This is a genomic window from Protofrankia sp. CiP1_Cm_nod1, from assembly GCF_920888515.1.
Classification (GTDB): domain Bacteria; phylum Actinomycetota; class Actinomycetes; order Frankiales; family Frankiaceae; genus Protofrankia.
In genome coordinates this window covers 1-13,677 of the sequence record NZ_CAKKTM010000021.1, presented here as the reverse complement: position 1 = coordinate 13,677, position 13,677 = coordinate 1, and the positions used below count along the sequence as shown (strand labels likewise).

Sequence of the window (13,677 nt, the reverse complement as noted above, 5' to 3'; positions counted from 1 at the left end):
GGACGGCCTGGACCCCCGCGAGTGGCGGGGGCACCTCACGCTCGCGACCCACCGGCCCTCCCCGCACCGGCCCTCTCCGCACCGGCGGGGCCGGTACGCCGGCACGCCGGCACCGGCCGGTCAACCGGATCTGGCGGTGCTGGCCGACAGCCTCGCCGGGGTCAGCGCCCGGCCGTGGACGGCGACCGGGTTCGCCCTCATGAGTAGCGGATCGCCGCCCGGCCCCCCGTACGCGACGACGGCCACCTGGCCGCTGGCGGGCTGACCCACCCGGTGGGCTGAGCGGCCGGCGGCACGATCATGTTTCGGCCACGGCGACGGCCGGCCCGGGAGCGATCCCGTCCAGTGCGTCCAGTTCCCGTTCACCGAGAGCGATCTCCAGTGCCCGCAGCGCCGCGGTCAGCTCGTCGACGCCGCGGGGGCGGATGGTCGCCGCGGTCAGCCCCGGCTGGGCGAGCAGCCAGGCGAGCGCCACGTCCGCGGGCCGTTCGCCGAACGACCCGCACAGGGCCACGAACGCCTCGAACCGCGGCCGGTGCCGCTCCAGCCGCTGTGCCGCCCGCCGCTGATCCGGCACCTGTGCCGGCGCGTGCGCTGAAACGCTGTCGAGCAGCGCGTCCAGCAGCGGGCTGTGCCCGATCACGCCCACACCGTAGGACTGGCAGACCGGCAGTACCTCTGTCTCGGCCGCGCGCTCCAGCACGCTGTAGCCGCACCGGTCGCTGACAAGGCCGAGGGACCGCCGCCGCATCGCGGCCTCGTTGCCCGCCGCGATCTCCCAGCCTGCCAGGCCGGACGAACCGACATAGACGATCTTCCCCTGGGTGGCCAGCATGCCCGTGGCCTGCCAGATCTCCTCCCACGGGGTGTCCCGGGCCAGCGCGGGCACCTGGAGAAGATCGATATGGTCGGTGCGCAGCCGGCGCAACGACTCCTCGCAACGCCGCCGGATCTCGGGCCCGGACAGCTTCCCGTCACCCCCGGGCAGCCCGGTCGCCAGCACGACCTGGTCCCGGCGCCCACGGCTCCTCCACAGCCAGTCGCCGACAGCGTGCTCGGCAGCGCCCGCGTCGGTGCGCCCGGTGGCATGGGCGGACCACCCATGGGCGTCCGCGGTGTCGAGGAAGGTGCTGAAAAAAGTGATACCGGCGTCCAGTGCCCGGTCCATGACTGCGCCGGGGGCATCCGTGCCCACCGATGGTCCGGCATTCATCACGTCCAGACACAGCCGGGACACCCGCACTCCGGTACGGCCAAGATGCGCGTGGATCACAGAACAATCTCCCGTCAGCGGCGACCGGCCCACCTGGACGGCCCGCGACCCACTATGCCGACCGAACGCCGGGCACCGCTTACGGCGCCCGGAAGGCCGATCCCGAACGCCCGGACACCGTAAGCGGCGCCCGGAAGACACCGGCGGGCCCTTCCGCGGAACCGTCCCGAAGCCCCGCGGAACCGTCCCGAAGCCCCGCGGGGCCGTCCGGAAGCGCCCGCCACGGACGGCCCCGAATCCCGGCCGGCCATGCCGGCGGGAAAAAGATTCGACAGCCGCGCCGAACCACGCGTAACGGGTGGCGTAGGACACGTCGGGCGGAAGACACCGATCACGGGCGTGTGCAGGCCACAACCGCGAGACTTGGGAACAACCGTTGTCTACCGCCGAACCGGCCCGAGCGGTCCACACCCCGACGCCGCGGCCCCGGCATGAGCCACACCGACGTGATCGCCACAGCGAGAGGAGCCCGGCGTGACCGAGCAGGCCAGCACTTTGACCGTCACCGACAACCGCACCGGCCGGACCTATGAGATCCCGATCGAGAACGGCGCGATCCGGGCCAACGCCCTGCGCGCGATAAAGTTCGACGAGACCGACTTCGGCCTGCTGACCTACGACCCAGCTTTCACGAACACGGCGAGCTGCCGCAGCTCGATCACCTTCATTGACGGTGACGCCGGCATCCTGCGCTACCGCGGCTTTCCGATCACGGAGCTGGCCGACAAGAGCAGCTTCCTGGAGGTCGCCTACCTGCTGCTCGCCGGGGAGCTGCCCACGTCCTCGGAGCTGGCGGTGTGGGAAAGCGAGATCACGCACCACACGCTCGTCCACGAATCGATCAAGAAGTTCATCGACGGCTTCTACCACGACGCGCACCCGATGGGCATCCTGCTGTCGAGCGTCGGCGCGCTGTCGACCTTCTACCCGGCCGCCAAGGAGATAACCGATCCCGGGCTGCGCCGGCTACAGATCGTCCGGCTCATCGCGAAGATCACGACGCTGGCGGCCTTCTCCTACCGGCACTCGATCGGACTGCCGTACGTCTACCCGGACAACGACCTGTCCTATGCCGGCAACTTCCTGAACATGATGTGGAAGGCCACCGAGCTCAAGTACGAGCCGGACCCGATTCTCGAGCACGCCCTCGACGTCCTGTTCATTCTGCACGCCGACCATGAGCAGAACTGTTCGACGAACGCGATGCGGGCCGTCGGCAGCTCCCAGGCCGACCCCTTCTCGGCGGCCGCCGCGGCTATTTCCGCGCTGTACGGCCCGCTGCACGGCGGCGCCAACGAGCAGGTGCTGCGGATGCTCACCGAAATCGGGTCGGTGGAGAACATCCCGGCCTTCATCGAGCAGGTCAAGAGCGGCAAGAAGAAGCTGATGGGATTCGGGCACCGGGTGTACAAGAACTACGACCCGAGGGCCCGGGTGATCCGGCAGATAGCCGACGAGGTGTTCAAGGTCACCGGGACGAACCCGCTGCTCGACCTGGCCCTGGAACTGGAGCGGGTCGCGCTCGAGGACGAGTACTTCATCAAGCGGAAGCTCTACCCGAACGTCGACTTCTACACCGGCATCATCTACCAGGCGATGGGTTTCCCGGTGGAGATGTTCCCGGTGCTGTTCGCGGTCGGGCGGATGCCTGGCTGGCTCGCCCAGTGGGAGGAGGGCCTGCTCGACCCGGAGCAGAAGATCGCCCGGCCGCGCCAGCTCTACGTCGGCTACGAGGAGCGTCCGTACACGCCGATCGAGGACCGCTCGCCCGACTTCGCCGGTACCGCCGACTCGATCGCGGCGCTGGCGGCCCAGGCCGCCCCGGCCCGTCCGCGCCGCTAGAAACCGCTATACCCCCGGTCCCGTGGGAAGCGCGACGAGTACTGGTCCTGGAGTGTTCCGCGGAACACTCCAGGACCAGCGCCGGCACGACACCGGAACCGGACGGTGCCGACAGTCCGGATGACACGGATGACACGGATGACACGGATGAAGCGGCGAGGGGTGGTGCGCCGGAAAATCCGGTGGAAAAGCTGGTGGAAAAAGCAGGTCCCGCGGCCTACAGACGTTCGGCCACGTAGTCGACGGCGCCGGTGAGCGCCTGGATGTCGGACGGCTCGACCGCCGGGAAGCAGGCCACCCGCAGCTGGTTGCGGCCGAGCTTGCGGTACGGCTCCACGTCCACGATGCCGTTGGCCCGCAGGGTGCGGGCGACCGCGACCGCGTCCACACCCTCGAAGTCGATCGTGACGACGACCTGGGAGCGCTGCGCCGGGTCGGCGACGAACGGCGTCGCGTAGCTCGCCTTCTCCGCCCAGGTGTAGAGGATCGACGACGACTCGGCCGTGCGGCGCACGCACCAGTCCAGGCCGCCATTGGCGAGCATCCACTCGACCTGGTCGGCGAAGAGGAACAGCGTGGCGACCGCGGGGGTGTTGTACGTCTGGTCCTTGGCGCTGTTGTCCCGGGCGGTGGTGAGGTCCAGGAACGGCGGGATCCAGCGGTCGGAGGCGGCGATCTCGGCCACCCGCTCCAGCGCGGCCGGGGAGAGCAGCGCCACCCACAGGCCGCCGTCGGAGGCGAAGTTCTTCTGCGGCGCGAAGTAGTAGGCGTCCACCTGTGACAGGTCCACCGGCAGCCCGCCGGCGCCCGAGGTCGCGTCGACCAGGTGCAGCGCTCCCGCGTCCGCCCCGACCGGGCGGCGCACCGGCTTGGCCACACCCGTGGACGTCTCGTTGTGCGGCGTCGCGTACACGTCGACACCCGGCTCGGGCGCCCACTCGGGGTGGCTGCCCGGCGCCGAGAAGACGACCGACGGCTCGGCCAGGAACGGCGCGCCCTTCGTCGTGTCGGCGAACTTGCCGCCGAACTCCCCGAACACCAGGTGCTGGGAGCGTTCCCGGACGATGTTGAAGGCGGCGGCGTCCCAGAAGGCGGTGGCCCCGCCGAGGCCGAGCAGCACCTCGTAGCCGTCGGGCAGCGAGAACAGCTCGGCCAGCCCGGCGCGGACCCGCCCGACCAGGGCGCGCACGGGCTTCTGCCGGTGCGACGTCCCGAGCAGTGAGGTGCCGGTGGCGGCGAGCCGGGCCACCGCCTCGGGGCGGACCTTGGACGGTCCGCAGCCGAAGCGCCCGTCGACCGGGCGCAGATGCCCGGGAATGACGATCTGGTCAGGCATGAATATCTCCGAGCGGCCGGGGAGCCGGGCCAACGTAGCGGGCGGACGGGCGGATGAGGCGTCCGGTGCGCTTCTGCTCCAGGATGTGGGCGCTCCACCCAGCGGTACGCGCGCAGGTGAACATGGACGTGAACATGTGCGCCGGCACCCCGGCGTAGTCGAGCACGACCGCGGACCAGAACTCGACGTTCGTCCGCAGCGGGCGGTCGGGGTACCGGTTGGTGAGCTCCTCGATGGCGGCGGCCTCCAGCGCCTCGGCCGCCTCGTAGCGGTTCGAGCCGAGATCGCGCGCGGTGCGGCGCAGCACCCGGGCGCGCGGATCCTCCGCACGGTAGACGCGGTGGCCGAAGCCCATCAGCCGCTCCTTGCGGTCCAGCGCCCGGCGGACGTACCCGGCCGGGTCGCCGGTGGCCTCCACCTCGTCGAGCATCGCCAGCACCCGGGACGGGGCGCCGCCGTGCAGCGGGCCGGAGAGCGCGCCCACCGCGGAGGACAGCGAGGCCGCCGCGTCCGCGCCGGTGGAGGCCACCACCCGCGCCGTGAACGTTGACGCGTTCATACCGTGCTCAGCCGCGGACACCCAGTAGGCGTCCACCGCCTGGACGTGCTTGGGATCCGGCTCACCCCGCCAGCGGATCATGAAACGCTCGGTGATCGTGCGGGCCCGGTCGACATCCTTCTGCGGGACGGCGGGCTGGCCGAGGCCGCGGGCCGCCTGCGCGACGAAGGACAGCGCCACCACCGACGCCCGGGCGAGATCGTCGCGCGCCTGGGCGTCGGAGATGTCGATGAGCTGGCCGAACCCCCAGTGCGGAGCCAGCATCGCCAGCGCGCTCTGCACGTCCACCCGGATGTCGCCGGAGTGCACCGGCAGCGGGAACGGCTCCGCCGGTGGCAGGCCGGGCTCGAACGAGGAGTCGACGAGCAGCCCCCACACGTGGCCGTAGTCGACCTTGCCAACAAGATCCTCGATGTCGACGCCGCGATACCGTAGCGCGCTGCCTTCCCTGTCCGGCTCGGCGATCTCGGTCTCGAAGGCGATCACGCCCTCGAGGCCGGGCTTGAAATCACTTGTCTTCTCAGACATCGAAGTCCGGGGCTCCGCTTCCTGTCTCCGCCGGCCTCGCGTGGACGGCGACGCGGGGTCTCGGCACGCCGAACGCCAGCCGATAGCTGATCTGAGCTGGTTGCATCATCGGGCAGAATTACCTGTCTGCATCCTGCCCTCTCGGCGGAAGCGGTGCCATAGCCCAGCAGGACACCGCTGGTGGCCCACCGTGAACGCGGTCGGAACTTACCCGGCGCATCGGGCCTCACCGGCCACGACGGCCCTACCGACGTGGCGCAGGTCACTCTCACCTGCGACTCGGAAGATCGCCCGCGTCCGGCGTCACCGCGTCCGGCGTCACGGAGGCCGGCCTCGGAAAGGTGACACGATCGACGGCGTGTCCGCCCGCCCGAACCACGCCCTGCCGCCGGTGCCCGATCCCGCCGCCCAACGGCGCTGTTACAGCGCGGGAAGGCTGTACGAGTCCGATCTTGCCCCCAGCTGGGTGGCCCAGTTCGCGCGCTGGTACGAGCAGGCGTCCGCGCTGGCCGCCGAGGCGGGATCGGCGCTGCCCGAGCCGAACGCGATGGTGTTCGCGACCGCGGACGCCCGCGGCCGGCCCAGCGCCCGGACCGTCCTGCTCAAGGGGTTCGACGAGCGTGGCTTCACACTCTTCACCAACCTCGGCTCCCGCAAGGCCCGGGATGCCGCCGCGAACCCGTACGGCTCGCTGGTGTTTCCCTGGCACGCCCTGCAACGGCAGGTCGTCGTCACCGGCAGGCTCGAGGAGGTGCCGCGCGCCGAGACCGCGGCGTACTTCCGGTCCCGGCCGCGCGGCTCGCAGCTCGGGGCGTGGGCGAGCCGACAGTCCGAGGTGATCGGCTCCCGGGAGCCGCTGGAGCGGCGCTGGGCCGAACTGGACGCCCGCTGGCCGGCGCCGGAACCGGTTCCGGTGCCGGCGTTCTGGGGCGGGATCAGGCTCGTCCCGGAAACGGTCGAGTTCTGGCAGGGAGGCCCTGACCGGTTGCACGACCGGCTGCGCTACCGTCGAACCGATGCCGACGGCGCTCCTGACGATATTCCCGCCGGCACCCCTGTCGACGTTCCCGCCGGCAAGGCCCCGGCCGGTGAGCCACGGGCCGGTGAACGCGGCGCCGGCGGGCACGGCCGGCCGTGCGAGGGCGGTCGCTGGATCGTCGAGCGCCTGTCGCCATGAGACGCGGCACAGCAGCGAATTCTTACCGTGGCAGCGCCTTTGCGGCAGGCCGCGACAAGGTCACTTCGCGAACATGACACAATCGTCAATCGAGCAGGCCAGCCGAATCCTATAATCTACAGAAACACAATTCCGCCACACGCGGTTACATTTTTGATCACAACTGGCACCTCTGCGTGCGAGTTGCGGAAGCTCATTGGTAGCATCCCTCGCAACATGCTGCTGTGACAGCGGCCACAGGCCCGCTTCCGGCATGCCAAAAGCCTTGAGGGGGCAAACACAATGCGTTTAGGCAGGACGCGGCTGACTCTAGCCTGCGTAATCGGATCAATGATGATCGGGCTGACCGCCCCGGCCGCCCTGGCGGACGACCAGACCTCGACTCCCGTCCAGGGGACCGTGGCGAGCGCGGTCAAGCAGGCGCCAGCGCAGCCGGGGCTCCCGGCCGACCTTCCCGCCAAGCTCCCGGCCGACCTCCCGGCCAACCTTCCCGCCAAGCTCCCGGCCGACCTCCCGGCCAACCTTCCCGCCAACCTCCCGGCCAACCTTCCCGCCAACCTCCCGGCGGATATCACGCAGCTGTCGCCGGACGCGCTGCACAACCTGCTCACGCTCGTTCCCGGCCTGCCGGTGGACATCCAGGGCCTGATCGACCTGAGCAAAGTGGGCAACCTGCTGGCCCAGCCGCTGGCGCTGCTGCACTCCTGCGGCCCCGACGGGGGCAAGTGGCAGCTGAAGAACACCTCTGGCAAGCCTTTCGGATTCGGCTGGTATGACACCAAGGGCAAGGGTGGCACCGGCGAGATCCCGCCGGGCGGCGTGATCACTCTCGTCACCCACGTGCTCGACGCCGTCCTGGCCATTCCGTTCGACCTGCTGTCGGGCACCCTGCTCAAGGCGATCCCGGCCATCGGTGTCGCCAACTGCCCCGGCGGGGACTCGGGCCACGACCAGGACGTCGACACCGGCGGCACCGTACCGGTCTCCACACCGGCGAACCCCGTGGTCACGGACAAGGTCTACTACACAGGATGATGATCCTGGGTTCGCGCGTGTGCCGTCGCCCCGCCCCTGGGGTGGCGGCACACGCCGTTTCGTCCACCGGTATGCCCACTGGTACCGCGCCCACCGGAGGCACGCCCGTGTCCTCATCCTCATCCTCATCCTCATCCGTGCCGGCGGCGGCCACGGCCAGGAGCACGCCGTCCCCGCGGCGGCTGTCCCCGCGGCGCGCGGGAGTCCCGTCGCTCGTCCTCGCCGGGCTGATCGCCTTCACCGGCTGTGGCGGCGGATCGACGGACTCGCCCACGGACACACCGCCGGCAGCGCCGGCGAGCACGGCCGTCCCGCAGGCGGCGCACAGCGAGCTGGCCGCCGCGGCCTCGGCCAGCCAGGACGGGACGTCCACCATCGTCACCGCCGTCGTCCCGAAGGTGGACATCTACAAGTCGCCGATCGCCGCGAGCGTGGTCTCCCAGCTGAGCAACCCGAACGAGGCGGGCGCCCCGCGGGTCTTCCTGGTGGTGACGAAGCTCCCCGGCTGGTGGCAGGTGCTGCTGCCGGTCCAGCCCGCCGGCAGCACCGGCTGGGTGAAGGACGCCCAGGTGAAGGCCAGCCAGACCAGCTACCGGGTGGTGGTCGCCCGCAAGGACCACCGGCTGCGGGTCTATGACAAGCAGCAGGTCGTCGTCGACGAGCCGACCGCCGTCGGGACGGGTGACACCCCGACCCCGGGCGGGAAGTTCTACCTGACCGAGCTGCTCCAGCCCCGCAACCCGGCCGGCGCGTACGGGCCGTACGCGTTCGGACTGAGCGGCTTCTCGACCACCCTCGACTCCTTCGAGGGACGAGCGCCGGTGATCGGTATTCACGGGACGAACCAGCCGAACCTGCTCGGCCAGGATGTCAGCCACGGCTGCATCCGGGTGAGCAACGAGACCATCACCCGGCTCGCGCGCCTGCTCCCGCTGGGCACGCCGGTGGAGATCGTCACCTGATCCACAACGCCGGACGCCCGTCGGTACAGCCACGGGCGCCCGGCGTTTCGTCTCCGGCGGTCAGCCCGTCATGCCGGCCAGAATGCGCCCAGCGAGCTGAAGATCATTAACGAAGCCGGCGTAGGCCTCGTCCCGAGTGGCCGGCTCGACCCGCAGCACCGCGCTCGGGTGCAACGTGGCGATCAGCTGGGCATCCGACCCCGGCGGCCCGGGCAGTAACCGGCCGCGCATCTTCGTCACCCGGAACGACGGCCCGAGCAGCGCCTGCCCCGCGGTCGCGCCGAGCAGGACGACCAGCCGCGGCCGGATCCGGTTCAGCTCGGCCGCGAGCCACGGCCGGCAGGCCGTGACCTGCCGGGCATCCGGCGTCTGGTGGATACGCCGCGGCCCATCGTTGCGGCGGTACCTGAAATGCTTGACCGCGTTCGTGACGTACGCCTCGGCCCGGTCGATCCCGGCGTCCGCGAGCGCCCGGTCGAGCAGCTTGCCGGCGGGCCCGACGAACGGCCGGCCACGCCGGTCCTCGACGTCACCGGGCTGTTCGCCGACGAGGACCAGGCGCGCACGCGGGTTCCCCTCCCCGAAGACGGTCCGGGTGTCGGGCAGGTCCGCCAGCTCACAGCCCCGGCAGGACGCGGCGGCCGTGGCCAGCCCGGCAAGGCCGGCATCCGGCGGGACGAAGGGCAGAGCGCCACCCCCGCCACGGACACCGGTGCCGGTGCCGGTGCCGGTACCCGTGGTGGTGCCAGTGGGAAAAGAGTCGTCCGTCACGGTCGCATCCTCACATCCCCCGTGGTGGGGCTGGTGCCGCCACCCACCCGGCGGCACATCAGCCCCAGAAGGCTGTAGCAGCAATATTACTCCGTGCAATCAGTGCATACTGGACCAATCGGGAACCCACCGAACGCTCCACCGCAGTCAGGGGGGTACTAACGCTCATGGCGATGTCCCGGCCCAGGCGGCGCCCGCGCGTCCGGATACTCGGCGTCGCTCTCGTGGCTGTTCTGCTGGCGCTTGCCGCCGGCTCCTGCGGAGGATCGCGGCAGCCCGCCGGCGGCGCGACGCCGGGGCAGCCGGCGGTCCCGGTCGCGTCGGCCGCCGCCCGCACGAACCTGCACGCGGGGGACTACGTGCTGACCGAGGGGCCGGAAACCGCCGGTTTCAACGCGAGCACGTCCCTGGACAACCGCGGGGCCCTCTCCGTGGCCGCGATGACCGGCTTCGCGTCGTGCGTCGGAAGGCCGGGGGCCGATCCGCGGGTCGAGCCGCTGGACTCGGCCAAGGGGCCCTACTTCGCCACGAACGACAACCTGGTCTTCATGGGCTCGGTAGCGGCGGTCTATCCGGCCGAGGTGATAACGGAGGCGGTCCGGATAGCGGCCGATCCGTCCTTCCCCTCCTGCGTCGGCGACCTGCTCAAACGCGGGTACACCGAGGCCGCCGACCTGCCCGAGGGCAGCACGTTCACGGTCCTGTCGACGACGAGGCGCACACCCCCGGCCGGTGTCACCGCGCTGACCAGGGTGAAGGCGTCGATGACCCTCGACGGGCCGGCGGTGCCGATGACGTTCGACGTGATGTTCGTCTTCGCCGGCCAGGTACAGAGCTCCTTCCTGGTCGGCCGGGTGTTCGACGCGCCCGACCAGGCCATCGTGAACCGGGTCGCCAAGCAGATCGTCCGGAAGACCGCCAACCAGTAGGCGGCGCGTCGGCCAGGAGAGGACCGCCGGTCGGCAGCGGCCGGGGGCCGGGGCTACCGTCACCCCGGAGCGCTGTGCCCCGGAGCGCTCCACCTCGAGGGGAACACCCCGCCTCGGGGTGTCGCCGCCGCGCCGGCACCCAGACGTCCCTTTTGCTCCGGGCATCCATGGACGGACTACACGAAAGCTACTTTCGGCGATCGTGTGGCAACATGGTGCGATCGCTATGTATGAGGTGTTCTGTCAACAGCCACCCCTGTGGGGACCTACGGCATGCTCCAGACGTCGTCGTTCGACCGCCGCTCCAACGCGCGGCCCCGGGCAGGAAACACACGCGATCGCGTCGCCCTCGGCCCTGAGCGTGGCCCGGAGAGCCGGGCCACGGCAGCGGGAGACGAGCACGATCACGCCGCCTCTGGCCCCCTAGGACGGAGGAGGACTATTGGTACCGCAGGCTGCCGGCTGGGACCAGGGTGTCCGGGACGCGTGGGCATCCGTCATCCAGAGCGTGCCGAAGATCGGCGCCTTCGTGCTCATCGTGCTCGCCGGCGGCCTGGCAGCCCGTGGCATCGTCAGCGCCGTCAACCGTCTGCTGGTCCGCGCCGGCACCGACAACCTGCTCGACCGCAGCGGGCTGCCCCGTGCGCTCCGCCGCCCCGCAGCCGACCTGCGCACCGGCCTCATGCGGATCACGTTCGCCATCGCCGCGCTGGCATTTCTCCAGCTGGCACTCGGCGTGTTCGGAGCCAACCCGGTCAGCAGCCTCATCAGCGACCTTGCCGTTCTGCTGGCACACACCGTGCTCGCCTGCGTCGTTCTCGTGATCGGAGCCACCCTGGCGTCCACCGCGCGCAGGTATGTCGGCAGCGCGCTCAGCGGCCTGCCCTACGCCGGGACGGCGGGGGGCATCAGCGCCGCCATCATCATGATCGGCTTTGGCAAGGCCGCCCTGGACGAGCTCGGCCTTGCCACATCCGTGACAACACCGATGCTCTACGCTGTTCTCGCGACCGTCACCGGAGTGACGATCGTGGGGGTGGGCGGCGGGCTCATCCGTCCCATGCAACAGCGCTGGGAGGAGGTCCTGCGTCGCGGCGGACAGGAACTGGCCAGCGCCCGGTCGACATGGCAGGGCAACCGGGCACGCTCCGCGGCCGAGGAGCCGATGCTGGTCGCCGTGAGCGACCTGGTCGCCTCCGGCCGCACCGGCAGGCGGCCGGGCACCCCACGCGAGCCGCTCCCTCCGCAACACGACGCAGGCGAACCCGGCGGCCACGCCGAACCCACCCGCCAGCCATGACCTTCCGATACGGGGACGGCCGCCACACCAACAGGCCGCCGCAATAGCGACATCAGTCCAGAACGGACGCAACGGACACGTGTCCGTTCCACGAACTGACGCGCGCGACAGGAGTGGGTAAGGCACTCTGGTACGACAGCGAGTCGCAACCAACGGCAGCCAAGGACCACCTACGGAGCACGTCACGACAGGCACATCACTACGGGGCACGTCACTACGGGGCACGTCACGCAGCACGCGGGAAGTAGGGAGACATCTCGGTGGACACGCCATCAGACCTGGAGCGCTCCCGGCTGCTCCTGGTCTGGCTACAGGCCCGTCGCGCCGTCGACCGCTGCCTGTCGGACCTGCTCGCGGCCGGGCCGGCCGGTGAACGCCGCGTCCGCGAACAGCTCGGACTGGTCGACGACCTGGAAAGCCGCGCGCGAGAGGCGTTCGTGCAGTACCGCGCCGTGGTCCTGCAGTCCCTGCCGGACACCGGCCCGGCGGACACGGCGGACATAGTGGACTGGGAGGTTCCCCTGGACACGGCGGGACGCCCACGCCTGGGCGTCGTGCGGACGGGGCAGCCTGGTCCGGATCCGGAGCGGGAGCAGGTCACGGGGACGGCGCCGAACACCGGCTCGGTGCCCGGTTCCGGCGCTGGCCTGGGCCGTTCGGCATCCGGATCCAGAACGGATCTCGGTCGTACGGTGTCCGGGCCCACACCCACCATCGGGGCGCGGCCGCCCAGGGACTCGGCCCGCCCGGGGACTCCCGCGGCCACCGCGCCCGCTGGCGGGGCCAGCGGGCCTCCCGGATCCCCTACCGGGATCACCGGAGCGACCGGGACCGTCACGGGCCGTCCTTCTCCCGCGGCTCCTGCCGTGTCCGCCGCGCCATCCGCCCGTCCCAGCGCTTCATTACCGTCCGCGCCTCTGCCGTCCGCGAGAGTCATACCGCTCGTCGGCCGGGACCGCGAAGCGGACATCACGCGCGGAACTCGAGCCATCCGGGGGAGTCAACGCCGGCACCGGTGACGGGCTTCTGTCACCAACAGGACAAAATGGGTGTGATGCCGCCCTCCCGTCCGCCCCGCCCGCCGTTGTCCCAGTGCCGCCGCCATGGCTCGCCCCGCCGCCGCGGCCTGCCGCGCCGTAGCCCGCTGGCCTGCTGCGTCGTGTTCATCTCCATGCTGGCCCTGTGCGCCGGGGGGTGCGCGGCCCTCTACGACCGCGTCCTGCCGACCCCCTCCCCGACCACCCTCAGGATCATCGTGCCCACCCCGACAGCCGGGCCGGACGCCTACGAACGGTCGGGACGCACGACGCCGTTACGCCTGACGCTGCCGGCCGTCACGGCCGCCCGGCCCTTCCCGCTCGTCATCGCGTTGCACAGCCTGGACAACGACAGCACGGAGCCCCAGTCGCTGTGGGGCTTCGAGGCGCTCACGGGCAGCGCCGGGTTCGCCGTGGCCTACCCCGACGCGCTCAACACCTCCTGGAACGCGGGCACCTGCTGCGGACGGTCCGCGGCCGAGCAGGTCGACGACGTCGGATGGCTACGGGCGCTCATCTCGCATCTGGAGCAGCACTACCCGATCGACCGGCAACGGGTGTTCCTCGTCGGTTTCTCCAACGGTGGCATGATCGCCTACCGTTACGCCTGCGAGCATGCCGGCGAGATCGCCGGGATCGCGGTGGTCGCGGCCAGCCTGCAGACGGCCGGCTGCGCGCCGGCGAAACCGGTGACCGTGGTGGCCATCCACGGCCAGCTCGACGAGCGCGTCCCGTATGCCGGCGAGGCCTGGTCCGAGACGCTCGGGACGCCGCTGCGGTCGGCGCGGGAGAGCCTGTCGCCCTTCCGGGCCAGCGCCGGCTGCCCCGAACCGTCGCTGCCGCGGGACACGTTCACGGTCGGCGGCGACGGTATCGCCGTCGGGAGCGCGGCAGGCGGCCAGCTGGTCGGCCTCGCGCAGGACAGGGC

12 protein-coding genes and 1 pseudogene are annotated in these 13,677 nt (G+C 71.1%); 9 read left to right on the top strand and 4 right to left on the bottom strand.

Annotated elements, in window-relative coordinates; all coding sequences use genetic code 11:
• Nucleotides 1-265: pseudogene (locus tag NBX02_RS01185) on the top strand (hypothetical protein); the annotation flags it as partial.
• Between the two features lie 33 nt (nucleotides 266-298).
• Here the strand turns inward: NBX02_RS01185 and NBX02_RS01180 are convergent.
• Complete coding sequence (locus NBX02_RS01180) at nucleotides 299-1,168, bottom strand: aldo/keto reductase (RefSeq protein WP_250283088.1); 870 nt, start codon at nucleotides 1,166-1,168, stop codon at nucleotides 299-301.
• Between the two features lie 579 nt (nucleotides 1,169-1,747).
• Between NBX02_RS01180 and NBX02_RS01175 the strand changes: the two genes are divergently transcribed.
• On the top strand, nucleotides 1,748-3,115 hold the full coding sequence (locus tag NBX02_RS01175) for a citrate synthase (RefSeq protein WP_250283085.1): 1,368 nt from the start codon (nucleotides 1,748-1,750) through the stop codon (nucleotides 3,113-3,115).
• Nucleotides 3,116-3,332: 217 nt separating this feature from the next.
• On the opposite strand, the gene serC is transcribed toward NBX02_RS01175, so the two are convergent.
• A complete protein-coding gene (serC, locus tag NBX02_RS01170) occupies nucleotides 3,333-4,451 on the bottom strand; it encodes a phosphoserine transaminase (protein WP_250283084.1) in 1,119 nt (372 codons plus the stop codon).
• Complete coding sequence (locus NBX02_RS01165; RefSeq protein WP_250283081.1) at nucleotides 4,444-5,538, bottom strand: citrate synthase 2; 1,095 nt, start codon at nucleotides 5,536-5,538, stop codon at nucleotides 4,444-4,446. The genes serC and NBX02_RS01165 overlap by 8 nt, the downstream gene beginning before the upstream one ends.
• Before the next feature lie 358 nt (nucleotides 5,539-5,896).
• Here NBX02_RS01165 and pdxH point away from each other — a divergent pair, with 358 nt between their 5' ends.
• The 3 genes from pdxH (at nucleotide 5,897) to NBX02_RS01150 (ending at nucleotide 8,712) form a co-directional block, all read left to right on the top strand.
• Nucleotides 5,897-6,715 (top strand): pyridoxamine 5'-phosphate oxidase, encoded by an 819-nt coding sequence (pdxH, locus tag NBX02_RS01160; RefSeq protein WP_445548197.1) that lies wholly within the window; start codon nucleotides 5,897-5,899, stop codon nucleotides 6,713-6,715.
• Nucleotides 6,716-7,048: 333 nt separating this feature from the next.
• Nucleotides 7,049-7,750, top strand: a complete 702-nt coding sequence (locus tag NBX02_RS01155) for a hypothetical protein (protein WP_250289605.1) — start codon at nucleotides 7,049-7,051, stop codon at nucleotides 7,748-7,750.
• Nucleotides 7,747-8,712, top strand: coding sequence for a L,D-transpeptidase family protein (locus NBX02_RS01150; protein ID WP_445548196.1), 966 nt, complete (start codon nucleotides 7,747-7,749; stop codon nucleotides 8,710-8,712). Before NBX02_RS01155 ends, NBX02_RS01150 begins: the two co-directional genes overlap by 4 nt.
• Before the next feature lie 60 nt (nucleotides 8,713-8,772).
• Here NBX02_RS01150 and NBX02_RS01145 read toward each other — a convergent pair whose 3' ends face one another.
• Nucleotides 8,773-9,483, bottom strand: a complete 711-nt coding sequence (locus NBX02_RS01145; RefSeq protein WP_250283076.1) for a UdgX family uracil-DNA binding protein — start codon at nucleotides 9,481-9,483, stop codon at nucleotides 8,773-8,775.
• 224 nt (nucleotides 9,484-9,707) lie between these two features.
• On the opposite strand from NBX02_RS01145, the gene NBX02_RS01140 reads away from it, so the two are divergent.
• From NBX02_RS01140 to NBX02_RS01125, 4 genes are all read left to right on the top strand, one after another.
• Nucleotides 9,708-10,412, top strand: coding sequence for a hypothetical protein (locus NBX02_RS01140; RefSeq protein WP_250283074.1), 705 nt, complete (start codon nucleotides 9,708-9,710; stop codon nucleotides 10,410-10,412).
• Nucleotides 10,413-10,854: 442 nt separating this feature from the next.
• The gene (locus NBX02_RS01135) at nucleotides 10,855-11,712 is read left to right on the top strand and encodes a mechanosensitive ion channel family protein (RefSeq protein WP_250283072.1); all 858 of its coding nucleotides are present in this window, start codon (nucleotides 10,855-10,857) and stop codon (nucleotides 11,710-11,712) included.
• Between the two features lie 260 nt (nucleotides 11,713-11,972).
• Entirely contained in the window at nucleotides 11,973-12,731 is a 759-nt protein-coding gene (locus NBX02_RS01130) for a hypothetical protein (RefSeq protein ID WP_250283070.1), read from the top strand.
• A gap of 26 nt (nucleotides 12,732-12,757) precedes the next feature.
• Nucleotides 12,758-13,677: alpha/beta hydrolase (locus NBX02_RS01125; protein WP_250289603.1), on the top strand; the 920-nt coding region annotated here is incomplete at its 3' end.